This is a genomic window from Kitasatospora sp. YST-16, assembly GCF_026802215.1.
Lineage (GTDB): Bacteria > Actinomycetota > Actinomycetes > Streptomycetales > Streptomycetaceae > Kitasatospora > Kitasatospora cineracea.
Window position 1 is genome coordinate 2,262,491 of sequence record NZ_CP113837.1, and the last position, 21,593, is coordinate 2,284,083.

The 21,593-nt window shown below is 69.9% G+C and carries 12 protein-coding genes and 3 rRNA genes; 5 read left to right on the forward strand and 10 right to left on the reverse strand.

Annotation, left to right across the window (positions count from 1 at the left end; all coding sequences use genetic code 11):
• Positions 1-60 precede the first annotated feature (60 nt).
• From rrf to trpS, 6 genes are all read right to left on the reverse strand, one after another.
• A 5S ribosomal RNA gene (gene rrf, locus OU787_RS10230) occupies positions 61-177 on the reverse strand.
• An 84-nt stretch (positions 178-261) separates the two neighbouring features.
• Positions 262-3,368 (reverse strand): 23S ribosomal RNA (locus OU787_RS10235).
• Positions 3,369-3,647: 279 nt separating this feature from the next.
• Positions 3,648-5,163, reverse strand: a 16S ribosomal RNA gene (locus OU787_RS10240).
• The 16S, 23S and 5S rRNA genes sit together here, the layout of an rRNA operon.
• 507 nt (positions 5,164-5,670) lie before the next feature.
• Positions 5,671-6,387 (reverse strand): nucleoside/nucleotide kinase family protein, encoded by a 717-nt coding sequence (locus OU787_RS10245; protein ID WP_268659160.1) that lies wholly within the window; start codon positions 6,385-6,387, stop codon positions 5,671-5,673.
• A gap of 10 nt (positions 6,388-6,397) precedes the next feature.
• Positions 6,398-7,327, reverse strand: coding sequence for a S66 peptidase family protein (locus OU787_RS10250; RefSeq protein WP_268659161.1), 930 nt, complete (start codon positions 7,325-7,327; stop codon positions 6,398-6,400).
• A gap of 232 nt (positions 7,328-7,559) precedes the next feature.
• The gene (gene trpS / locus OU787_RS10255; protein WP_268659162.1) at positions 7,560-8,597 is read right to left on the reverse strand and encodes a tryptophan--tRNA ligase; all 1,038 of its coding nucleotides are present in this window, start codon (positions 8,595-8,597) and stop codon (positions 7,560-7,562) included.
• Between the two features lie 309 nt (positions 8,598-8,906).
• Here trpS and OU787_RS10260 point away from each other — a divergent pair, with 309 nt between their 5' ends.
• A complete protein-coding gene (locus OU787_RS10260) occupies positions 8,907-9,680 on the forward strand; it encodes a hypothetical protein (RefSeq protein WP_268659163.1) in 774 nt (257 codons plus the stop codon).
• A 45-nt stretch (positions 9,681-9,725) separates the two neighbouring features.
• Here OU787_RS10260 and OU787_RS10265 read toward each other — a convergent pair whose 3' ends face one another.
• Positions 9,726-10,265 (reverse strand): NUDIX hydrolase, encoded by a 540-nt coding sequence (locus OU787_RS10265; RefSeq protein WP_268659164.1) that lies wholly within the window; start codon positions 10,263-10,265, stop codon positions 9,726-9,728.
• Between the two features lie 116 nt (positions 10,266-10,381).
• On the opposite strand from OU787_RS10265, the gene OU787_RS10270 reads away from it, so the two are divergent.
• On the forward strand, positions 10,382-11,296 hold the full coding sequence (locus OU787_RS10270; RefSeq protein ID WP_268659165.1) for an ATP-grasp domain-containing protein: 915 nt from the start codon (positions 10,382-10,384) through the stop codon (positions 11,294-11,296).
• Here the strand turns inward: OU787_RS10270 and OU787_RS10275 are convergent.
• From OU787_RS10275 to OU787_RS10285, 3 genes are all read right to left on the reverse strand, one after another.
• Positions 11,230-11,562, reverse strand: a complete 333-nt coding sequence (locus OU787_RS10275; RefSeq protein WP_268659166.1) for a hypothetical protein — start codon at positions 11,560-11,562, stop codon at positions 11,230-11,232. The genes OU787_RS10270 and OU787_RS10275 overlap by 67 nt on opposite strands.
• A gap of 210 nt (positions 11,563-11,772) precedes the next feature.
• Positions 11,773-15,489, reverse strand: coding sequence for an ABC transporter ATP-binding protein (locus tag OU787_RS10280; RefSeq protein ID WP_268659167.1), 3,717 nt, complete (start codon positions 15,487-15,489; stop codon positions 11,773-11,775).
• A 250-nt stretch (positions 15,490-15,739) separates the two neighbouring features.
• The gene (locus OU787_RS10285) at positions 15,740-16,420 is read right to left on the reverse strand and encodes a TetR/AcrR family transcriptional regulator (RefSeq protein ID WP_030462101.1); all 681 of its coding nucleotides are present in this window, start codon (positions 16,418-16,420) and stop codon (positions 15,740-15,742) included.
• Between the two features lie 130 nt (positions 16,421-16,550).
• On the opposite strand from OU787_RS10285, the gene OU787_RS10290 reads away from it, so the two are divergent.
• The 3 genes from OU787_RS10290 (at position 16,551) to OU787_RS10300 (ending at position 21,555) form a co-directional block, all read left to right on the forward strand.
• Entirely contained in the window at positions 16,551-18,257 is a 1,707-nt protein-coding gene (locus OU787_RS10290) for a carboxyl transferase domain-containing protein (RefSeq protein WP_268659168.1), read from the forward strand.
• 92 nt (positions 18,258-18,349) lie between these two features.
• Positions 18,350-20,530: an acetyl/propionyl/methylcrotonyl-CoA carboxylase subunit alpha gene (locus tag OU787_RS10295; RefSeq protein WP_268659169.1), complete on the forward strand. Its 2,181-nt coding sequence runs from the start codon at positions 18,350-18,352 to the stop codon at positions 20,528-20,530.
• Complete coding sequence (locus OU787_RS10300) at positions 20,527-21,555, forward strand: hydroxymethylglutaryl-CoA lyase (protein WP_369794994.1); 1,029 nt, start codon at positions 20,527-20,529, stop codon at positions 21,553-21,555. The genes OU787_RS10295 and OU787_RS10300 overlap by 4 nt, the downstream gene beginning before the upstream one ends.
• The last annotated feature ends 38 nt before the right edge of the window (positions 21,556-21,593 follow it).

Genomic DNA, 21,593 nt, shown 5'->3' on the forward strand with positions numbered 1-21,593 from the left:
CCGGCCCGGAAATGCAGAAAGGGCCCCAGCCTGACGGCTGGAGCCCTTTCTTGAATGATTGTTCGGCGGCGTCCTACTCTCCCACAGGGTCCCCCCTGCAGTACCATCGGCGCTGTGAGGCTTAGCTTCCGGGTTCGGAATGTAACCGGGCGTTTCCCTCACGCTATGACCACCGAAACACGATGAAACCGTGCACCGCCCGGCCGGGTCTCCCCGGCGGGGGGTCGTTGTTTCAGAACAACACAGTGGACGCGAGCAACTGAGGACAAGCCCTCGGCCTATTAGTACCGGTCAACTCCACCCCTCACAGGGCTTCCATATCCGGCCTATCAACCCAGTCGTCTACTGGGAGCCTTACCCTCTCAAAGGAGGTGGGAGTGCTCATCTCGAAGCAGGCTTCCCGCTTAGATGCTTTCAGCGGTTATCCCTCCCGAACGTAGCCAACCAGCCATGCCCTTGGCAGGACAACTGGCACACCAGAGGTTCGTCCGTCCCGGTCCTCTCGTACTAGGGACAGCCCTTCTCAACACTCCTACGCGCACAGCGGATAGGGACCGAACTGTCTCACGACGTTCTAAACCCAGCTCGCGTACCGCTTTAATGGGCGAACAGCCCAACCCTTGGGACCTACTCCAGCCCCAGGATGCGACGAGCCGACATCGAGGTGCCAAACCATCCCGTCGATATGGACTCTTGGGGAAGATCAGCCTGTTATCCCCGGGGTACCTTTTATCCGTTGAGCGACGGCGCTTCCACAAGCCACCGCCGGATCACTAGTCCCTACTTTCGTACCTGCTCGACCCGTCAGTCTCACAGTCAAGCTCCCTTGTGCACTTACACTCAACACCTGATTGCCAACCAGGCTGAGGGAACCTTTGGGCGCCTCCGTTACCCTTTAGGAGGCAACCGCCCCAGTTAAACTACCCACCAGACACTGTCCCTGATCCGGATCACGGACCCAGGTTAGACATCCAGCACGACCAGAGTGGTATTTCAACGACGACTCCACGACAACTGGCGTTGCCGCTTCACAGTCTCCCACCTATCCTACACAAGCCGAACCGAACACCAATATCAAGCTATAGTAAAGGTCCCGGGGTCTTTCCGTCCTGCTGCGCGAAACGAGCATCTTTACTCGTAATGCAATTTCACCGGGCCTGTGGTTGAGACAGTCGAGAAGTCGTTACGCCATTCGTGCAGGTCGGAACTTACCCGACAAGGAATTTCGCTACCTTAGGATGGTTATAGTTACCACCGCCGTTTACTGGCGCTTAAGTTCTCAGCTTCGCCCGACCGAAATCGGACTAACCGGTCCCCTTAACGTTCCAGCACCGGGCAGGCGTCAGTCCGTATACATCGCCTTACGGCTTCGCACGGACCTGTGTTTTTAGTAAACAGTCGCTTCTCGCTGGTCTCTGCGGCCACCACCAGCTCAGGGAGCAAGTCCCGTCACCAGCAATGGCCCCCCTTCTCCCGAAGTTACGGGGGCATTTTGCCGAGTTCCTTAACCACAGTTCACCCGAACGCCTCGGTATTCTCTACCTGACCACCTGAGTCGGTTTGGGGTACGGGCCGCCATGAAACTCGCTAGAGGCTTTTCTCGACAGCATAGGATCATCCACTTCACCACAATCGGCTCGGCATCAGGTCTCAGACTTCGTGTTGCGCGGATTTGCCTACGCAACGTCCTACACCCTTACCCCGGGACTACCACCGCCCGGGCTGGACTACCTTCCTGCGTCACCCCATCGCTCACCTACTACCCCGTTGGGTCACCGGCTCCACCACGTCCCATTGTCCGAAGACTCCGGGCGGCTTCACGGGCTTAGCATCAAGAGGTTCGACGTTGGCGCTTCAAAGCGGGTACGGGAATATCAACCCGTTGTCCATCGACTACGCCTGTCGGCCTCGCCTTAGGTCCCGACTTACCCTGGGCAGATCAGCTTGACCCAGGAACCCTTGGTCAATCGGCGCAAGAGTTTCCCACTCTTGTATCGCTACTCATGCCTGCATTCTCACTCGTGAACCGTCCACAACTCGATTCCTCGGCTGCTTCACCCGGCACACGACGCTCCCCTACCCATCACAGCAGGCGTTGGCCCTATTGCTGCAATGACACGACTTCGGTGGTGTGCTTGAGCCCCGCTACATTGTCGGCGCGGAATCACTTGACCAGTGAGCTATTACGCACTCTTTCAAGGGTGGCTGCTTCTAAGCCAACCTCCTGGTTGTCTCTGCGACTCCACATCCTTTCCCACTTAGCACACGCTTAGGGACCTTAGTCGGTGTTCTGGGCTGTTTCCCTCTCGACCATGGAGCTTATCCCCCACAGTCTCACTGCCGCGCTCTCACTTACCGGCATTCGGAGTTTGGCTAAGGTCAGTAACCCGGTAAGGCCCATCGCCTATCCAGTGCTCTACCTCCGGCAAGAAACACGCGACGCTGCACCTAAATGCATTTCGGGGAGAACCAGCTATCACGGAGTTTGATTGGCCTTTCACCCCTAACCACAGGTCATCCCCCAGGTTTTCAACCCTGGTGGGTTCGGTCCTCCACACGGTCTTACCCGCGCTTCAACCTGCCCATGGCTAGATCACTCCGCTTCGGGTCTTGGGCATGCAACTCTGGACGCCCTATTCGGACTCGCTTTCGCTACGGCTACCCCACACGGGTTAACCTCGCTACACACCGCAAACTCGCAGGCTCATTCTTCAAAAGGCACGCAGTCACAGCCCGAAGGCTGCCCCCACGGCTTGTAGGCACACGGTTTCAGGTACTATTTCACTCCGCTCCCGCGGTACTTTTCACCATTCCCTCACGGTACTATCCGCTATCGGTCACCAGGGAATATTTAGGCTTAGCGGGTGGTCCCGCCAGATTCACACGGGATTTCTCGGGCCCCGTGCTACTTGGGAAATGAGCAAGCAAGCCGCTGATGTTTCGTCTACGGGGGTCTTACCCTCTACGCCGGACCTTTCGCATGTCCTTCGACTACACCAACGGTTTCTGACTCGCCGACCGGCCGGCAGACCGATCAAGCCCACTCCCACAACCCCGTCGCGGCAACCCCTGCCGGGTCTCACACCACAACGGTTTGGCCTCATCCGGTTTCGCTCGCCACTACTCCCGGAATCACGGTTGTTTTCTCTTCCTGCGGGTACTGAGATGTTTCACTTCCCCGCGTTCCCTCCACATACCCTATGTGTTCAGGTATGGGTGACAGCCCATGACGACTGCCGGGTTTCCCCATTCGGACACCCCCGGATCAAAGCTCGGTTGACAGCTCCCCGGGGCCTATCGCGGCCTCCCACGTCCTTCATCGGTTCCTGGTGCCAAGGCATCCACCGTGCGCCCTTAAAAACTTGGCCACAGATGCTCGCGTCCACTGTGCAGTTCTCAAACAACGACCAGACACCCAAACCCGACACCCCACAACAGGGCGCCCGGCATGAGGCCGGCATCCATGAGGCAACTCCCGTTCCCTCAGGACCCAACAACGTGCCCGACCCGGTCCCTTGCAAGCAGTCGCGTTCCACACCCCGAAGGGCAGTACTGGCGGCTTGCGCCGAACCGTGCCGAATAGTCAACGTTCCACCCATGAGCTAGCACTCCGGGACGTTCGCCCGAAGCTGCCGTGTGCTCCTTAGAAAGGAGGTGATCCAGCCGCACCTTCCGGTACGGCTACCTTGTTACGACTTCGTCCCAATCGCTGGTCCCACCTTCGACGGCTCCTCCCCTGACGGGTTAGGCCACCGGCTTCGGGTGTTACCGACTTTCGTGACGTGACGGGCGGTGTGTACAAGGCCCGGGAACGTATTCACCGCAGCATGCTGATCTGCGATTACTAGCAACTCCAACTTCATGGGGTCGAGTTGCAGACCCCAATCCGAACTGAGACCGGCTTTTTGGGATTCGCTCCGCCTCGCGGCATCGCAGCCCTTTGTACCGGCCATTGTAGCACGTGTGCAGCCCAAGACATAAGGGGCATGATGATTTGACGTCGTCCCCACCTTCCTCCGAGTTGACCCCGGCAGTCTCCTGTGAGTCCCCGACATTACTCGCTGGCAACACAGAACAAGGGTTGCGCTCGTTGCGGGACTTAACCCAACATCTCACGACACGAGCTGACGACAACCATGCACCACCTGTACACCGACCACAAGGGGCGCCCATCTCTGGACGTTTCCGGTGTATGTCAAGCCTTGGTAAGGTTCTTCGCGTTGCGTCGAATTAAGCCACATGCTCCGCTGCTTGTGCGGGCCCCCGTCAATTCCTTTGAGTTTTAGCCTTGCGGCCGTACTCCCCAGGCGGGGAACTTAATGCGTTAGCTGCGGCACCGACGACGTGGAATGTCGCCAACACCTAGTTCCCAACGTTTACGGCGTGGACTACCAGGGTATCTAATCCTGTTCGCTCCCCACGCTTTCGCTCCTCAGCGTCAGTAATGGCCCAGAGATCCGCCTTCGCCACCGGTGTTCCTCCTGATATCTGCGCATTTCACCGCTACACCAGGAATTCCGATCTCCCCTACCACACTCCAGCCTGCCCGTATCGAATGCAGACCCGGGGTTGAGCCCCGGGCTTTCACATCCGACGCGACAGGCCGCCTACGAGCTCTTTACGCCCAATAATTCCGGACAACGCTCGCACCCTACGTATTACCGCGGCTGCTGGCACGTAGTTAGCCGGTGCTTCTTCTGCAGGTACCGTCACTTGCGCTTCTTCCCTGCTGAAAGAGGTTTACAACCCGAAGGCCGTCATCCCTCACGCGGCGTCGCTGCATCAGGCTTTCGCCCATTGTGCAATATTCCCCACTGCTGCCTCCCGTAGGAGTCTGGGCCGTGTCTCAGTCCCAGTGTGGCCGGTCGCCCTCTCAGGCCGGCTACCCGTCGTCGCCTTGGTGGGCCGTTACCCCACCAACAAGCTGATAGGCCGCGGGATCATCCTGAACCGCCGGAGCTTTCCACCGACCCCCATGCGGGAGACGGTCGTATCCGGTATTAGACCTCGTTTCCAAGGCTTGTCCCAGAGTTCAGGGCAGATTCCCCACGTGTTACTCACCCGTTCGCCACTGATCCACCCCGAAGGGCTTCACCGTTCGACTTGCATGTGTTAAGCACGCCGCCAGCGTTCGTCCTGAGCCAGGATCAAACTCTCCGTGAATGTCTTCACAGGGAGCGGCACAGCAACCACCGGAATAAGGCGGCCCCGCGCACTGCGTCCTCGCTAGTGTTTTACTTCAAAAGGAATCTCCAACCCCGACAAGACGTCGAGGCCGGGGATGTCAACATATCTGGCGTTGACTTTTGGCACGCTGTTGAGTTCTCAAGGAACGGACACTTCCTTCGGACCGCATTCCTGCGGACCCTCCGGGCGCTTCGTTCTTTCGTGTTTCCAGCTTATCAGATCCGAGCTTGTGCTCTTTCCCGACTCGCTTTCGTCTTCTGCGGCTTGACGCCCCGTCCGACGTTTCAAACTCTAGCCGATCCCCGCTCCTGAAAGCGAATCGGCCGCAATCTCCGAAAAAGCGCACGCCGAAAATACGAACGGGGACGCGAAAGACACGCGACCCGTCACGGATCATCGAACTGGTTTCTCAAGGGATTGGCCGCCCCGGGACCGTCCACACAGATGCGTGTCCGGTGCTCCCTGCCGAGCGACTAGTGAACACTACGCCGATTGGCGGGCAGGTGCAAACTCGCTCGGGTGGACCACCCAGTCGCAGGCCGCCCGGGTGGTCGCCACGTAGGCGGCGTTGGGGCGGTCGTTGCTGTCGATGCGCCGGCGGGCGGTCGTCGGGTCCTGGCCGCCGGTGGTGTGGCGGGCGAGCAGGCGGGTGTCGCGGGTGGTCTCGTCCGCGTCGACGTACCAGAGTTCGCGCAGCAGGGCGCGGGCGTCCGTCCAGGGGGTGGTGGGGGCGGCGAGGTAGTTGCCCTCGGTGATGACGAGACGGGTGTGGGGGCGGATGAGGTGGCGGGCGGCGACGGGTTCGTCGAGGGTGCGGTCGAAGTCGGGGGCGTAGACGGCGTGGAAGCGGTCGGTGGCGACACGTCGGAGGAGGGCGAGGTAGCCGTGGGCGTCGAAGGTCTCGGGGGCGCCCTTGCGGGGGCGCAGGTCGAGGCGGTCGAGCTGGGCGTTGGAGAGGTGGAAGCCGTCGAGGGGGAGGTAGGCGGCGGTGTCGGGGCCCTCGTGGCGGTTGATCTCGTCGATCAGGAGGTGCGCGAGGGTGGACTTTCCGGCGGCGGGCGGTCCGGTCAGGCCGAGGATTGTCCGGCCGGTGCCGCTGCCGGGGCCGCGGAGCAGGCCGAGGGCCCGGGCCACTGCCTGCTCCGCGGTGGCGGGCTGCTCGGTGGCGGGGGCGGTGCTGGGGGTGCCTTCGACGTGCATGGATCGCACCCTACGCGCCAGTAGGGGCGCTGAGAACGGGTGCGTCGAGGGTGAGGGTGCCGGCGTCGGCGTCGAGGGTGGCGGGGACGCCGAGCGGGACGGTGATCGAGGACGGGCAGTGGCCGAAGCCGAGCTCCCACAGGACGGGGATGCCGAGGTCGCCGAAGTGGTCGAGCATCACGGCGCGGACGCCGTCGAGCGGGCCGCAGCCGTCCCAGGAGCCGAGGACCACGCCGGCCAGTCCGTCGAGGGCGCCGCTGCGGCGGAGCTGGGTGAGGATCCGGTCGAGTTGGTAGGGCTGCTCGTTGATGTCCTCCAGGATGAGCAGGCCGCCGGCGAAGGACGGGCGGGCGCCGGGGGTGCCGCGGTCGGCGGCGAGCAGGGAGGCGCAGCCGCCCATCAGGACGCCGTGGGCCCGTCCGGGGACGAGGGGGGTGGCGTCGGGGCCGGTGAGGACGGTGGTGGTGGCGGGTTCGAAGAGGGTGCGGCGCAGGTGTTCGGCGGTGGCGGGGTCGGTGCTGAAGACGGTGGTGCCGGGCATCGGGCCGTAGAGGGTGGGGGCGCCGAGCCGCTGGGCGACGGCTTCGTGCAGGACGGTGATGTCGCTGAAGCCGACCAGGGGCTTCGGCAGCACGGCCCGCATCGCGTCCCAGTCGAGGAGGTCGACCATCCGGTGCGCGCCGAAGCCGCCGCGGACGCAGAGGACGGCGGCGATGTCGGGGTCGAGCCAGGCGGACTGCAGGTCGGCGGCGCGGTGGGCGTCGACTCCGGCCAGGTGCGGCAGGGTGGGGTGGGTGTCGCGGAGGTGCGGGAGGACCACCGGGTCCAGGCCCCAGGAGCGGACGATGTCGATGCCGAGGTCGAGTCGGGCGGGGTCGATCGCGCCGCTGGGGGCGGCGAGGGCGACCCGGTCGCCGGGGCGGAGCGGGCGCAGGGACATCCGGTACTCCTTCGGGGAGCGCGAACGGGGGCGGGTGAGGGCGAACGGAAACGGGCGGGGACGGACGGCGGTGGGCTCGGCGGAGCGGCCGGCCGTTGTTCCGCCCGCTGACGGTATCCCCCGTCCGGGAACGGCCCATCCCGGTGCTGCCGCTGTCGCCCCGTCAGACTGCCGACGGCCCCGGAGACCGGGTACCGGGGCGTCGGCAGCCTGGGGCGCGGTGGGTCGGGGGTCAGAAGGTGCCCATGGCGGTGCGCACTTCGGCGAGGGTGCGGTCGGCGATGGCGTTGGCGCGGGCGTTTCCGGCGTGCAGGACTTCGCGCAGGACGGTGCGGTCGGCGGCGAGTTCGGCGCGGCGGGCCCGCAGCGGGCGGAAGTACTCGTTGACCGCTTCGGTGGTGGTGCGCTTGAGCAGGGCGGCGCCACCGTTGCCGATCTCCTCGGCGACGGCATGCGGGTCGCGGTCCTGGCAGAGGGCGGTGAGCAGCAGGAGGTTGGAGACGCCGGGGCGGTTCTCGGGGTCGTAGGTGATGTGGCGGTCTGGGTCGGTGACGGCGCCGCGGAGTAGCCGGGCGGTCTCGTCCTCGTCGGCGCCGAGCGCGATGGCGTTGCCGCGGCTCTTGCTCATCTTGCCGGCGTCGGTGCCGAGGAGCAGGGGTGCGCGGGAGAGCAGGGCCTGCGGTTCGGGGAACAGCGGGGCGTAGCGGTCGTTGAAGCGGCGGGCGACGGTGCGGGTGACTTCGAGGTGCGGCAGTTGGTCCTGGCCGACCGGGACGAGGTCGGCCTTGCAGAACAGGATGTCGGCGGCCTGGTGGACGGGGTAGGTGAACATCAGCCCGCTGACGGCGGCCTGCCGGGAGTGGGTGATCTCGTCCTTGACGGTGGGGTTGCGGGAGAGTTCGGCGACGCTGACCAGGCTGAGGAAGGGCAGCATCAGCTGGTTGAGCGCAGGGACGGCGCTGTGGGTGAAGATCGTCGCGCGCTCCGGGTCGACGCCGGCGGCCAGGTAGTCGAGCACCAGGTTCTCCGCGTGTTCGGAGAGGCGGTCGGCGCGGTCCCGGTCGGTGATCACCTGGTAGTCGGGGATCACGATCATCAACTCGAGCCCTCGTGACTGGAGTTCGACCCGGTTCCGGAGCGTCCCGAAGTAGTGGCCGAGGTGCAGCGGCCCGGTGGGCCGGTCGCCGGTCAGGATCCGGTGGTGTCCTGCGGCGGTGGCTGCGACCAGCGGGTTCGCGGTGTCGGGGGCGGAGGTGGTGGTGGTGGTCATGGCGGGTGGGCTCCTCGGTTGCGGCTGGTGGCCGCCCGCCGGGGTGGGCCCTGGTCCGTCCGAGGTGCTCGCGCCGGGGCCGCCCTTGCGGACGGCCCTGGAGTCATGCGTGGGGGACGGCCGTCCTAGGACGGCCACCAGCGCAGGCATGACGTGAGAGACATGCCTCCCACCATAGCCCGGCGCTTCGGGCCCGCAACGGGTTTGGCCCTGCGGACGGGAACCATCGGGTGTGCACGTACGTCCCTTGGCCCGACGCGCGCCGGTGGTGCAGGATCGGGCGAGCTCAGAATCCGGAGGGGCCCAGCCATGACCTCGCGCGAACAGAACGCGTCGGACCGGCCGCACGCTGACGCCGACCGCCTTGCGGTGCAGGCGGGTTCGGCGGGCCGCGGCGCCGGGTACGACTGGGTGCCACCCGGGCCGGCGACGCCGGGCGGACCGGTGACGGACGGACCGGTGACGGACGGCGAGGGCCCGGACACGGGGGCGCAGGCGCGAGCGAGTACGGGCGCGGGTGTGAGCTCGGGTGTGGTGGCCCCCGGGGTGGTCGAGTGGTCGCCGGGGGCCTGGGGCGTCGGCGGCCCGGCGGGGCCGGCGCGTCCGCAGCGGCGGCCCGCGCCTTCGCGGCGGTTGAGTCAGGTGCGGGCGGTGCCGGCGGCGCCGGACGGGTTCCGCGTGGCAGCGGCGGAGGCTGCGGCCGGGGCTGGGGCCGGTGGTGTGCCGGTGGATCTGGTCGGGGTGCCGATGGGGGTGCTGATCGGTGGGTCGCCCGGGTCGGGCGAGAGCAGTGGCCAGGGCGGGCGGGCTCCGGACCGCCGGGTGTCGGCGGAGTTGCTGCGGTTCGGTTCCGGCACCTGCCAGGTGGTACTGCCGGAGTGGCGGCCGGCCATCGCGGTGTCGGTTCCCACCGAGCAGTTGCAGCGTTCGACCGGGCTGGGCCCGGAGGAGCTCCGTTCGGCGCGGCTGTCGGTGGTGATCAACCCGGAGGCGGTGCACGACCGGGAGCTCGGGCTGCGCGATTGGCAGGCCGAGATACCGGCGGCTCGCGGGCGCCGGAGGGGTCGGCGCCAGCTCCGCTGAACCGGTCCGCGCACGTCGCGCGGTCGTTCGACGGTTGCGTGCTCGTCAGTTTCCCTTTCTGCGGTCGGGGTTGGGGACGTGGCCGAGGTGGACGGGTTCGATCGGGTCGGGTGCCGCGGCCCGGATGGCGGTGAGCAGGCCGGACAGGTTCGGCGGCCAGAGCGGGTCGGCGTCCGGCGCGGCGAGTTCGGCCGGTGTCCACCAGTGCCAGCCGAGGATGCCGTCGACCCGGTGGACCGCCGCCACGTCTCCCGGCTCACGCCGCGGGCCGTGGGTCAGGAAGATGTGCTCGTGCTGGCGGACCGGGGTGCCGTGCCAGGTGAAGTCGTGCTCCCAGGTGCAGACGAGTGCGCCGGGCCGGAGGTCGGTCCAGCCGGTCTCCTCGTGCAGTTCCCGGAGGGCCCCCTCGACCGGGGTCTCCCCCGGCTCCAGGCCGCCGCCCGGGGCGTTCCAGTGCACCCCGACTTCGGAGTTGTCCGACCGGAACAGGAACACCTCGCCCTCCGGTGAGAGCACCACCGTCCGCGCCGCTTGCCGGGGGAGCCGCTCACCCGTGCGTCTCCGACGTGCTGTGATCCATCCCATGCGGTCACCCTGACAGAGGCCGGAACGGGGTGTCGATCGGGTTTTCGGGCTGATCTCCGGGCGAGGCCAAGGGATTTCCGGCCCCTCCACCGATCGGTGGACCTAATCTGAGCCGCATGGTCGAACCCGCCGTCATCCTTCCGTCCGACCCGCTCCTCCCCCGCCGGGTGGACCCGCACTTCGCCTGGGAGGCCCAGGCCGTCCGGGCGGTGGGCGGCGGCCACGTCCTGCTCGACCACGACGCGCTGCTCGCCGGGGACGTCGGGGCAGCCGTCCGCCGCGTTCCGGCCGGTCCGGGACCGCTGTGGTACCGGGGCTGGATGGTCCCGACCGCCCGGTACGCCGAACTCGCCGCGGCCCTGGCCGCCCTCGGCCGCCCGCTGCTGACCGGACCGGCCGCCTACGCGACCGCCCATGAACTGCCCGGCTGGTACCGGACGTTCGAACCGCTGACGCCCGCCAGCAGCTGGCTGCCCGGCACCGGCTGGGACCGGCGCGCGCTGGCCGAGGCCGCCGCGGCCCTGGGCGGGCGGGGGCCCGCGGTGGTCAAGGACTACGTGAAGTCCCGCAAGCACGAGTGGGCCGAGGCCTGTTACGTGCCGGAGCTGGCCGACCTCGACGCGCTGGAGCGCGTGGCGACGCGCTTCGCGGAGCTGCAGGGCGAGTTCCTGGCGGGCGGGCTGGTGGTGCGCCGCTTCGAGCGGTTCGTGCGGGCCGCGGACGGGCGGGCGGAGGAGGCCCGGGTCTGGTGGCTGGACGGCGAGCCGGTGCTGGTCGGGCCGCACCCCGACAGCCCCGCGCACCGGATCGAACCCGACCTGTCCGCCGTCCGCCCGCTGGTCCGCCGGCTGGGCTGCCGGTTCGTCACCACCGACCTGGCCCTCCGCGCCGGGGCCGGACCGGCGGACGCCGGGGAGCCGACGACCGGGGCCGACCGGTGGCGGGTGGTGGAGGTCGGGGACGGTCAGGTCAGCGAACTGCCGTCCGGGGTGGACCTGGAGGCGCTGTTCCGGGCGCTGCTGAAGGCGTAGCCGGAGCGGGCGGTGCGGCTGCGGTCCAGGTGCCCGTCCGGGTGGGCGGTCGGCACCGGCCGGCGCTGCTCCGGGATCCGGACGACGGGGCGGGCGGCGGTGGGGCGCACGTCAGTGGGGTGCGCCTGGGCGGGGTGGACGACGGTTCGGCGGACGGCGGGACCGGCCCCGGCGAGGCGGCCCACCAGGGTGGGCAGCAGGTGGGCGGGCAGTTGGCCGGCCGCGTAGAGGGCGACCGTGGGCGGCGCGAACGCGCGTGGGCGCATGGGCGTGGCCTCCCGACCGGGTGACGGGGTGGTGCTCCCGTCCCCTCGATCGGTCGCCCGTTCTGTGTACCAGGCGTGCCGCCGGCGGTGGTGGCCGGTGGCCCTCCCACTCCCACCTCCCCGTATCTGCCGTTCCGCGCCCGCCGGTTCACGGGGGCGGGCGCGGGAGCCGTCGGCCGCGACGGCTCAGCGGATCGACGAATCGACGGCTCAGCCGAGGGCGGGTGTCGGGTGGCCCTCCGCGATGAAGGCGCTCCACAGCTTGGCGTAGGCGCCGTCGCGGTCGAGCAGTTCGGTGTGGGTGCCGTCCTCGACTATTCGGCCGTGGTCGAGGACGACGACCCGGTCGGCGCGTTCGGCGGTGGTGAGCCGGTGGGCGATGACCAGGGTGGTGCGTCCGCCGCTGAGCCGGTCGGCGGCGTGGTTGACGGCGGCTTCGGTGGCGAGGTCGAGTGCGGCGGTGGCCTCGTCGAGGAGCAGGATGTCGGGGTCGACCAGTTCGGCGCGGGCGAGGGCGATGAGCTGGCGCTGGCCCGCGGAGAGGTTGCGGCCCCGGGGGGCGACCTGGTGGCGGTAGCCGCCGGTCAGCCGGGTGATCATGTCGTGGGCGCCGACCGCCTTGGCTGCCGCTTCGACCTCGGCGTCGCTCGCCTCGGGGCGGCCGTAGGCGATGGCGTCGCGGACCGTCCCGGCGAAGAGGTAGGCCTCCTGCGGGACGACGCCGAGCCGGTGCCGGTACCCGTCCAGGTCGTAGCCGGTGAGGTCGGTGCCGTCCACCCGGAGGGTGCCGCCGGTGGCGTCGTAGAACCGGGCGACCAGTTTGACCAGGGTGGACTTGCCCGCGCCGGTCTCGCCGACCAGGGCGACGGTCTGGCCGGGCGGGATGTGCAGGTCGATGCCGGAGAGCACCTCGGGGTTGCCCTCGCCGCCGCCGTTGTAGGCGAAGCTGACGTTCCGGAAGTCGATCTCGCCGCGCAGCGGGCCGACCGGGACGGGGTGTTCGGCCTGGGGGGTGCTGGTGGGGGTGCGCATCAGGTCGCGGATCCGGCCGAGGCCGACGGCGGCCTGCTGGTAGCCGTCGAAGATCTGCGAGAGCTGGTTGACGGGTGCGAAGAACAGGTCGATGTAGAGCAGGTAGGCGACCAGGGCGCCGATGGTGAGGGTGCCGTCGTCGACCCGGGAGGCTCCGGCGATCAGCACCAGGGCGGAGGCGACGCTGGAGAGGAACTGCACGAACGGGAAGTACAGCGAGATGTAGAGCTGGGCCCTGGCCCGGGCGTGGCGGTAGGCGAGGCCCCGCTCGACGAACCGCTCGGTGTTGGTGTCCTGTCGGCGGAAGGCCTGCACGATCCGCATGCCGGCGACGTTCTCCTGCAGGTCCGCGTTGACGGTGCTGATCAGGTCCCGGGAGACCTGGTACTGCTGGGCGGACTTCTTGCGGAACACCAGCGTGGCGATGACCAGCGGCGGGAGCACTGCGAAGACCACCAGAGCGAGGCCGGGGTCGATCACGATCAGGGCGGCGAAGATGCCGAAGAAGGTGAAGACGCTGACCACCGCGGTGACCACGCCGGTCTGCAGGAAGGAGGAGATGGAGTCGACGTCGGTGGTCATCCGCGTCATGATCCGGCCGGTCAGTTCCCGCTCGTAGTAGTCGAGGCCGAGCCGGTTGAGGTGCGCGAAGATCTTCAGCCGCAGTGTGTAGAGGACGCGTTCGCCGGTGCGGCCGGAGACCTGGCTCTCGGTGGCCTGCACCAGCCAGTCGAGCAGGACCACGACGAGGGCCAGCAGGGAGGCGACCGCGACGCCGCCGATCGCGGCCTTGCTGACGCCGTCGTCGATGCCGTGCCGGATCAGGACGGGCAGGGTGAGCCCGGCGGCGGTGTCCAGCGCGACCAGGAGCAGGGCGAGCAGCAGGGGGCGGCGGAAGGGGGCGAGCAGCCGGGCCAGGCCGAACCCGGGGTCGGCGGCCTCGGCCTGTTCGACCGGGATGTCGGGGGTGTCCGTCGCGGGGGCCAGGGCGGCGACCTTGGCGAGCAGTTCGGCGTCCGCGCCGGGCTTCTCGGCGGCCGGTGCGGCGGTCTCGGCCGCGGTGGCCGGTGCCGTGGTCTCCGCTTCGGCCGCCGGGGCGGGGGCGGCCAGCGCCTCCGGGTCGGTGATCAGCGACCGGTAGCGCGGACATCGGGCGGTGAGCTCCTCGTGCGTGCCGAGGTCGATCAGCCGGCCCGCGTCCAGGACGGCGATCCGGTCGGCGAGCTGGAGGGTGGAGCGGCGGTGGGCGATCAGCAGGGTGGTGCGGCCGGCCATCACGCTGTGCAGCGCGTCGTGGATCTCCGCCTCGATCTGCGGGTCGACCGCGGAGGTGGCGTCGTCGAGCAGCAGGATGCGCGGGTCGGTGAGGACGGCCCGGGCGAGCGCGATGCGCTGGCGCTGGCCGCCGGAGAGGGTGAGGCCCTGTTCGCCGACCTTGGTGTCGTAGCCCTCGGGGAGCTCCCGGATGAAGCCGTCGGCCTGGGCGATCCGGGCGGCGGCCTCGATCTGCTCTTCGGTGGCGTCGGGGTGCCCGTAGGCGATGTTCGTCCGGACGCTCTCGGAGAACAGGAAGCTCTCCTCGGGGACGATGCCGATGGCGGCGCGCACCGAGTCGAGGGTGGCCTCGCGGACGTCCTGCCCGAACAGCCGGACCGTGCCGGAGGTGGGGTCGTAGAAGCGGGGCACCAGCTGGGCGACGGTGGACTTGCCGGAGCCGGACGCGCCGACCAGGGCCAGCGTCTCCCCCTGGGCGAGCCGCAGGCTGAGGCCCTCCAGCACCGGGACGCCGTCGGGGACGCTGCCCGGCTCGGGGTGCTCCTCGGCGCGGTAGTGGAAGTCGACCCGGTCGAGCTCCAGCGCGGGGGTGCCGGACGGGGCTGCGGCCGGGTCGAGCGGGCGGGCGTCGGGGGCGTCGGAGACCAGCGGGCGCTGGTCGATCAACTGCAGGACGCGCTCCACTCCGGCGCGGGCCTGCTGGCCGACGGTGATCACCATGGCGAGCATCCGCACCGGGCCGGTCATCTGCGCCAGGTAGGTGGAGAAGGCGACGAAGGTGCCGAGCGTGACGTCTCCCCGGACGGCCAGCCAGCCGCCGACGGCGAGCACCGCGACCTGCCCGAGCGCGGGGACGGCCTGCATGGCCGGGGTGTAGCGGGCGTTCAGCTTGATCGACCGCAGCCGGGCCGCGAACAGCTCGCGCGAGGCGCGCTCCAGCTTGCCGCGCTCCTGGGCCTCCTGGCCGAAGCCCTTGACCACCCGGACGCCGCCGATCGCGGCGTCCACCACGCCCGCGACCTCGGCGGCCTGCTGCTGGGCGGCCCAGGTGGCGGGGAACAGGCGCTTGCGGCTGAGGGTGGCCAGCCACCACAGGGCCGGGCCCATCACCAGGGCGATCAGGGTGAGCGGCAGGGACAGCCAGAGCATGACCACCAGCGACATGCCGAACATCAGGGCGTAGCCCGTCATCATCGGCAGCATCGACAGCAGGCCGTTGACCAGTTGCAGGTCGGAGGTGGCCCGGCCGACCACCTGTCCGGTGTCCAGCCGGTCCTGCCGGTGGCCGTCGAGCCTGGTCAGCGAGCGGAACAGGTCGGCCCGCATGTCGTGCTGGACGTCCAGCGCGAGCTGGCCGCCGTAGTAGCGCCGGATCTGGGTGCAGAGGAACACCACCGCTGCCGCGACCAGCAGCAGCACCGCCCACGGGGTGAGCGGACGGCTGTGCGTGGTGATCACGTCATCGATGATCAGCTTGGTGATGAGCGGGACGATCGCGGTGACCGCCATGCCCACCAGCGACGCTCCGAAGGAGAGCAGCAGGTTGCGACGGTAGCGCCAGCAGTAGCCACCGAGTCGGCGGAGCCAACTTCGCTCTGGGAAACCATGAGTCTCGGGCATATTTAGTGATGCTAACCATTCGGCCGGTTGAGCGTCCATCGGATTCGAGGGGCGCATGGGAAGCTGAACGACCTCGGGTCGAGCTTCCTTCCCGTCTACAGGTTGCCCGTGCTGCGCGGTGGTGCGCCTCGGGCGATCGGCTAGACCTGGATCAGCCGATCGTCCTAGGCGGAGGGTGTAGCCAGCCTCACCCCGGCCGCCCGCGAGGGGTCGGCACCCGCTCGCGGGGCGGCGTCGTCCGGCCCGTGGGTCAGGCGCCCGGCCCGGCCTGACCGACCTCTGCGGCGGCCGCCGCGAACGCCCCCTGGGCGAGCGCGCGCAGCAGGGCCGCCATGCTGTCGCGGGCCAGCCCGGAGCGCTCGGGGCCGGAGTCGGCCTGGGCCCCCTGCGCGTTCTGGGCCGGCTGCGGCGCGGCGCTGTGCGGGGTGGAGTTGAGCAGGCCGAAGACCGCGTGCACGGCGGCGCGGGCGACCGGCTCCGCCTCCGGCGCGGCCAGCGGCGGGAACGCCTCGCGCACCACCGTGACCCAGAGCTCGACGTAGCCGCGCTGGAGCCGGCGGACCCGGCGGCGGTCGTCCTCCTTGAGGTGGAGCAGCTCGCGGTCGTGGAGGGTGATCAGGTCCCGGTCGTCCAGGGCGAAGTCGATGTGCCCGTCGATCAGGGAGTCCAGCGCGGCGCGCGGCCCGGCGGCCTCGCCCTCGCGGCGGCGGCCCTCGTCGAGCAGGCGCTCGCTGATGCCGACCAGGAGGTCGGCGAGCATCGCGTCCTTGCCCGCGAAGTGCCGGTACAGGCCGGGGCCGCTGATACCGACCGCCTTGCCGATCTCGTCGACGCCGACCCCGAGGAAGCCGCGCGCGGCGAACAGCCTGGCTGCCTCTTTCCGGATCTGGTCACGGCGTGGGAGCGCGGGGGCGGTGGAGCGGTTGGGCATGCTGCCCATCGTAGACAGTCGGGTTATCGATGGTTAACCTGGCCGCAGAGTTAACGCTCATTAACACGGGCTGGCCGGCTCGCCCTTCGGCCTGCCCCGATCCGAATCCGAGGGCAAGGGAGCTCTTGGGATGGTCCTCTCTTCGGCACAGACCCCTCCGCGGTCCTCCGCCCCTTCGCGGAGCACCGCGCCGGTCGTCCCGCCGTTCAGCGCCGCCGACGCCCCGGCCCCCCGGCTGGAGGGCGCGGTCGACCCGTCCTCCCCGGCCGGGCTGGCCAACGCGCAGGCCCACCGCCAACTGGTCGCCGAACTGCGCGGCAAGCTCGCCGCGGCGGCGCTCGGCGGCGGCGAGAAGGCGCGCGCCAAGCACACCGCCCGCGGCAAACTGCTGCCCCGGGAGCGGGTGGACACCCTGCTCGACCCCGGCTCGCCGTTCCTGGAGCTGGCGCCGCTCGCCGCCGACGGGCTGTACGGCGGAGCCGCCCCGGCGGCCGGGGTGATCGCCGGAATCGGCCGGGTCGCCGGACGCGAGGTCCTGGTGGTGGCGAACGACGCCACGGTCAAGGGCGGCACCTACTACCCGATGACGGTGAAGAAGCACCTGCGCGCGCAGGAGGTGGCCCTGGAGAACCGGCTGCCCTGCGTCTACCTGGTGGACTCCGGCGGGGCGTTCCTGCCGATGCAGGACGAGGTGTTCCCCGACCGCGACCACTTCGGGCGGATCTTCTACAACCAGGCGCGCCTGTCCGCCGCCGGGATCCCGCAGATCGCGGCGGTGCTGGGCTCCTGCACCGCGGGCGGCGCGTACGTCCCGGCGATGAGCGACGAGGCCGTGATCGTCCGCAACCAGGGCACCATCTTCCTGGGCGGACCGCCGCTGGTGAAGGCCGCCACCGGCGAGGTGGTGACCGCCGAGGAACTCGGCGGCGGCGACCTCCACTCCCGCACCTCGGGCGTGACCGACCACCTGGCGGAGGACGACGCGCACGCGCTCGCCATCGTCCGCACCATCGTGGCCGGGCTGGGCCCGCGCGCCGCCAAGCCGTGGCCGCTCGCCCCGGTCGAGCCGCCCGCGGTCGACCCGGCCGGGTTGTACGGCGTGGTGCCGGTCGACCCGCGCACCCCCTACGACGTGCGCGAGGTGATCGCCCGGCTGGTGGACGGCAGCCGGTTCGCCGAGTTCAAGGCCGAGTACGGCACCACCCTGGTGACCGGGTTCGCCCGGATCCACGGCCACCCGGTCGGCATCGTCGCCAACAACGGCGTCCTGTTCGCCGAGTCCGCGCTCAAGGGCGCGCACTTCATCGAGCTGTGCGACCAGCGCGGCATCCCCCTCCTCTTCCTGCAGAACATCACCGGTTTCATGGTGGGCCGCCAGTACGAGGCCGGCGGCATCGCCAAGCACGGCGCCAAGATGGTCACCGCGGTGGCCTGCACCCGGGTGCCCAAGCTGACGGTGGTGATCGGCGGCTCGTACGGGGCGGGCAACTACTCGATGTGCGGCCGGGCCTACTCGCCCCGGTTCCTGTGGATGTGGCCGAACGCGAAGATCTCCGTGATGGGCGGCGAGCAGGCGGCGTCGGTGCTGGCCACCGTCCGCCGCGACCAGTTGGAGGCCCGCGGCGAGCACTGGTCCGCCGAGGACGAGGACGAGTTCAAGCGCCCCGTCCGCGAGCAGTACGAGCAGCAGGGCAACGCGTACTACGCCACCGCCCGGCTGTGGGACGACGGTGTGATCGACCCGCTGCAGACCCGGACCGCGCTCGGCCTGGCGCTCACCGCCTGCGCCAACGCCCCGCTCGCCGAACCGCGCCCGTTCGGGGTCTTCCGGATGTGACGCCCCGCCGGACCGGCGCGACCGCCGGATCACCACTCATGACGCATCGTCAACCCGCTCACCGTTCCCTTCGTGACGGAGGAACACCTCTCATGTTCGACACCGTGCTCGTCGCCAACCGCGGCGAGATCGCGCTGCGGGTGATCCGCACCCTCCGGCGGCTGGGCGTGCGGTCGGTCGCCGTGCACAGCGACGCGGACGCCGACGCCCCGCACGTCCGGGCCGCCGACCTCGCGGTCCGGCTCGGGCCCGCCGACCGCAGCGACAGCTCGGCCGCCGAGACGTACCTGCGCGCCGACCTGATCCTGGACGCCGCCCGCCGGACCGGCGCGCAGGCCGTCCACCCCGGCTACGGGTTCCTCGCCGAGAACTCCGCGTTCGCCGAGGCCTGCACGCAGGCCGGGCTGGTCTTCATCGGTCCGCCGCCGGCCGCGGTGGAACTGATGGGCGACAAGATCAACGCCAAGGAAGCCGTCCGGGCCGCCGGGGTGCCCGTCGTCCCCGGCAGCGAGGACGGCTCGCCCAGCGACGAGCAGCTGATCGAGGCGGCGACCCGGATCGGCTACCCGGTGCTGCTCAAGCCCTCGGCCGGCGGCGGCGGCAAGGGCATGCGGCTGGTCCGCGACCCGGCCGAGCTGCCCGCCGAGCTCGCCGCGGCCCGCCGGGTGGCCCGCACCGCGTTCGGCGACGACACCCTGCTGCTGGAGCGCTGGGTCGACCAGCCCCGGCACATCGAGGTGCAGGTCCTGGCCGACACCCACGGCCGGACCGTCCACCTCGGCGAGCGCGAGTGCAGTCTGCAGCGCCGCCATCAGAAGCTCATCGAAGAGGCCCCTTCCGTCCTGTTGAACCCGAGCACCCGCGCCGCGATGGGCGCGGCCGCGGTGCGCGCCGCCGAAGCCTGCGGCTACACCGGCGCCGGCACGGTCGAGTTCATCGTCCCCGGCGGCGATCCCGCGGGACCGGACACGGACGACGTCCTCGACTTCTTCTTCATGGAGATGAACACCCGCCTCCAGGTGGAACACCCCGTCACCGAACTCGCCGTCGCCGTGGCCGGGCCCGACGGCCCGCAACGGCTCGACCTGGTCGAGTGGCAGCTGCGCGTCGCCGCGGGCGAGGCGCTGCCGTTCGCTCAGCCGGACGTCTCCTTCCTGGGCCACGCGATCGAGGCCCGGATCTGCGCCGAGGACCCGGAACGGGACTTCCTGCCCACCGGCGGCGAGGTACTGCTGCTGGACGAGCCCTCCGGAGAGGGCGTCCGGGTGGACTCCGGAATCGCACCCGGCGACCGGGTCGGCAGCCTGTACGACCCGATGCTCGCCAAGGTGATCGCGTACGGGCCCGACCGCCCGACCGCGATCCGTCGGCTGCGGGCCGCACTCGCCGAGACCCGCATCCTGGGCGTCACCACCAACACCGGCTACCTGCGCCGGCTGCTGGCGCAGCCCGAGGTGACGGCAGGGCGGCTCGACACCGGCCTGGTGGAACGCAGCGCGCAGCAGGACGCCTCCCTGCTGAGCTCCCCGTACACCCGTCCCGGGTCGGTCGACCTGCTCCACTTCGCCGCCGCACTGCTGCGGCAGCTCGAACTCGGCCGCGCCGACGCCTCCGACGGCTGGACCGACCCCTTCTCCCTCCCTTCGGGCTGGCGGCTCGGTGGCGAGGCCGCGTGGACCACGCACCGGCTCCGGCTTCCCGGCCGCGAACCGGTCACCGTGAGCTGCCGAATGACTACCAGTGGTGAAATCGAGAGCGCCATCGGTTTTTCCGCGGCGGCCTCCCCCGACTGGGAGGTGCGGCTGGACGGCGGGCCCGTCCGGCGGGCCCGCGCGACCCTCGACGGAGACCTGCTGCGCCTTGCGGTTGACGGGCTGCAGGCCACTTTCACGGTCGCTTCGGAGCGCACCGCGGACGGCGTCGTCCACTGGCTCGGCATCGACGGGGACGCCTGGCCCGTTCACCCGTTCGATGCAATCGCCGAGCGCGCCGCGGCCGGCACCGCCCACCACGGCACCCTCACCGCGCCGATGCCCGGCACCGTCACCGTGGTCAAGGTCGAGCCCGGCGAGCAGGTCCGCCGGGGCCAGGCGCTGCTGGTGCTGGAGGCCATGAAGATGGAGCACGTCATCTCCGCGCCGCACGACGGCACCGTCGACGACCTCCGGGTGGCCGCCGGCGCGACCGTCGCCATGGACGCGCCCCTGGTGACCGTCACGGCCGCCGAGGACCCGTCCGTCCCCGCCGAGCCCCTCCCGGAGGCGGTCCGATGAACGCCACCCCGCCCGAACCGACCACGGCCCGCGCGACGACAGGAGCGGCCGGGACGGCCGAACCGACCGTGCTGGAACTCGGCCTGCCGCAGCCGGTGCGCGACCCCGGGCTGCCCGAGCGGGTCCGGATCCACGAGGTCGGCGCGCGCGACGGGCTGCAGAACGAGTCCGCCCTCGTGCCCGTCGAGGTGAAGGCCGAGTTCATCGCCCGGCTGGCCGCCGCCGGGCTGCGCACCGTCGAGGCCACCAGCTTCGTCCACCCCAAGTGGGTGCCGCAGTTGGCGGACGCCGAGGAGCTGATGCCCCGGCTGGCCGACCTGCCCGCGCGCCACCCGGGCCTACGGCTACCCGTGCTGGTGCCCAACGAGCGCGGGCTGGACCGGGCGCTGGCGCACCACGCCGGCGAGGTCGCGGTGTTCGCCAGCGCCACCGAGACCTTCGCCAGGCGCAACCTCAACCGCTCGGCGGACGAGGCGATGGCGATGTTCCGCCCGGTGGTCGAGCGCGCCACGGGGGCCGGGATCCCGGTGCGCGGCTACCTGTCGATGTGCTTCGGCGACCCCTGGGAGGGCCCCGTCCCGGTCGACCAGGTGGTCCGCCACGGCCTGGCGCTGCTGGAGATGGGTTGCGCCGAGCTGAGCCTCGGCGACACCATCGGCGTCGCCACCCCCGGCCACGTCAACGCACTGATCGACGCGTTCACCCGTTCCGGCGTGCCGGTCGGACAGTTGGCCGTGCACTTCCACGACACCTACGGGCAGGCGCTCGCCAACACCCTGGCGGCGCTGCGCTCCGGCGTGACCGTGGTGGACGCGTCGGCCGGCGGCCTCGGCGGCTGCCCGTACGCCAAGAGCGCGACCGGCAACCTGGCCACCGAGGACCTCGTCTGGATGCTGCACGGTCTGGGCATCGAGACCGGCGTGGACCTCGCGGCACTCGCCGCGACCAGCGGCTGGATGGCCCGTCACCTCGGTCGCCCCAGCCCGTCGAGGACCGTCCGCGCCCTGCTCGGGCCGACGACCTGATCCCCGACACCCTCCGAACTCCCCACCTCCACCAGGCC

Excerpts from the sequence above, each read along its gene's own strand:
- OU787_RS10290 (WP_268659168.1), top strand. The coding sequence starts at position 16,551 with ATGGTCCTCTCTTCGGCACAGACCCCTCCGCGGTCCTCCGCCCCTTCG.
- OU787_RS10245 (WP_268659160.1), bottom strand. The coding sequence starts at position 6,387 with ATGCACGTCGAAGGCACCCCCAGCACCGCCCCCGCCACCGAGCAGCCC.
- OU787_RS10250 (WP_268659161.1), bottom strand. The coding sequence starts at position 7,327 with ATGTCCCTGCGCCCGCTCCGCCCCGGCGACCGGGTCGCCCTCGCCGCC.
- trpS (WP_268659162.1), bottom strand. The coding sequence starts at position 8,597 with ATGACCACCACCACCACCTCCGCCCCCGACACCGCGAACCCGCTGGTC.
- OU787_RS10275 (WP_268659166.1), bottom strand. The coding sequence starts at position 11,562 with ATGCGCCCACGCGCGTTCGCGCCGCCCACGGTCGCCCTCTACGCGGCC.
- OU787_RS10300 (WP_369794994.1), top strand. The coding sequence starts at position 20,527 with ATGAACGCCACCCCGCCCGAACCGACCACGGCCCGCGCGACGACAGGA.
- OU787_RS10260 (WP_268659163.1), top strand. The coding sequence starts at position 8,907 with ATGACCTCGCGCGAACAGAACGCGTCGGACCGGCCGCACGCTGACGCC.
- OU787_RS10265 (WP_268659164.1), bottom strand. The coding sequence starts at position 10,265 with ATGGGATGGATCACAGCACGTCGGAGACGCACGGGTGAGCGGCTCCCC.
- OU787_RS10280 (WP_268659167.1), bottom strand. The coding sequence starts at position 15,489 with ATGCCCGAGACTCATGGTTTCCCAGAGCGAAGTTGGCTCCGCCGACTC.
- OU787_RS10295 (WP_268659169.1), top strand. The coding sequence starts at position 18,350 with ATGTTCGACACCGTGCTCGTCGCCAACCGCGGCGAGATCGCGCTGCGG.
- OU787_RS10285 (WP_030462101.1), bottom strand. The coding sequence starts at position 16,420 with ATGCCCAACCGCTCCACCGCCCCCGCGCTCCCACGCCGTGACCAGATC.
- OU787_RS10270 (WP_268659165.1), top strand. The coding sequence starts at position 10,382 with ATGGTCGAACCCGCCGTCATCCTTCCGTCCGACCCGCTCCTCCCCCGC.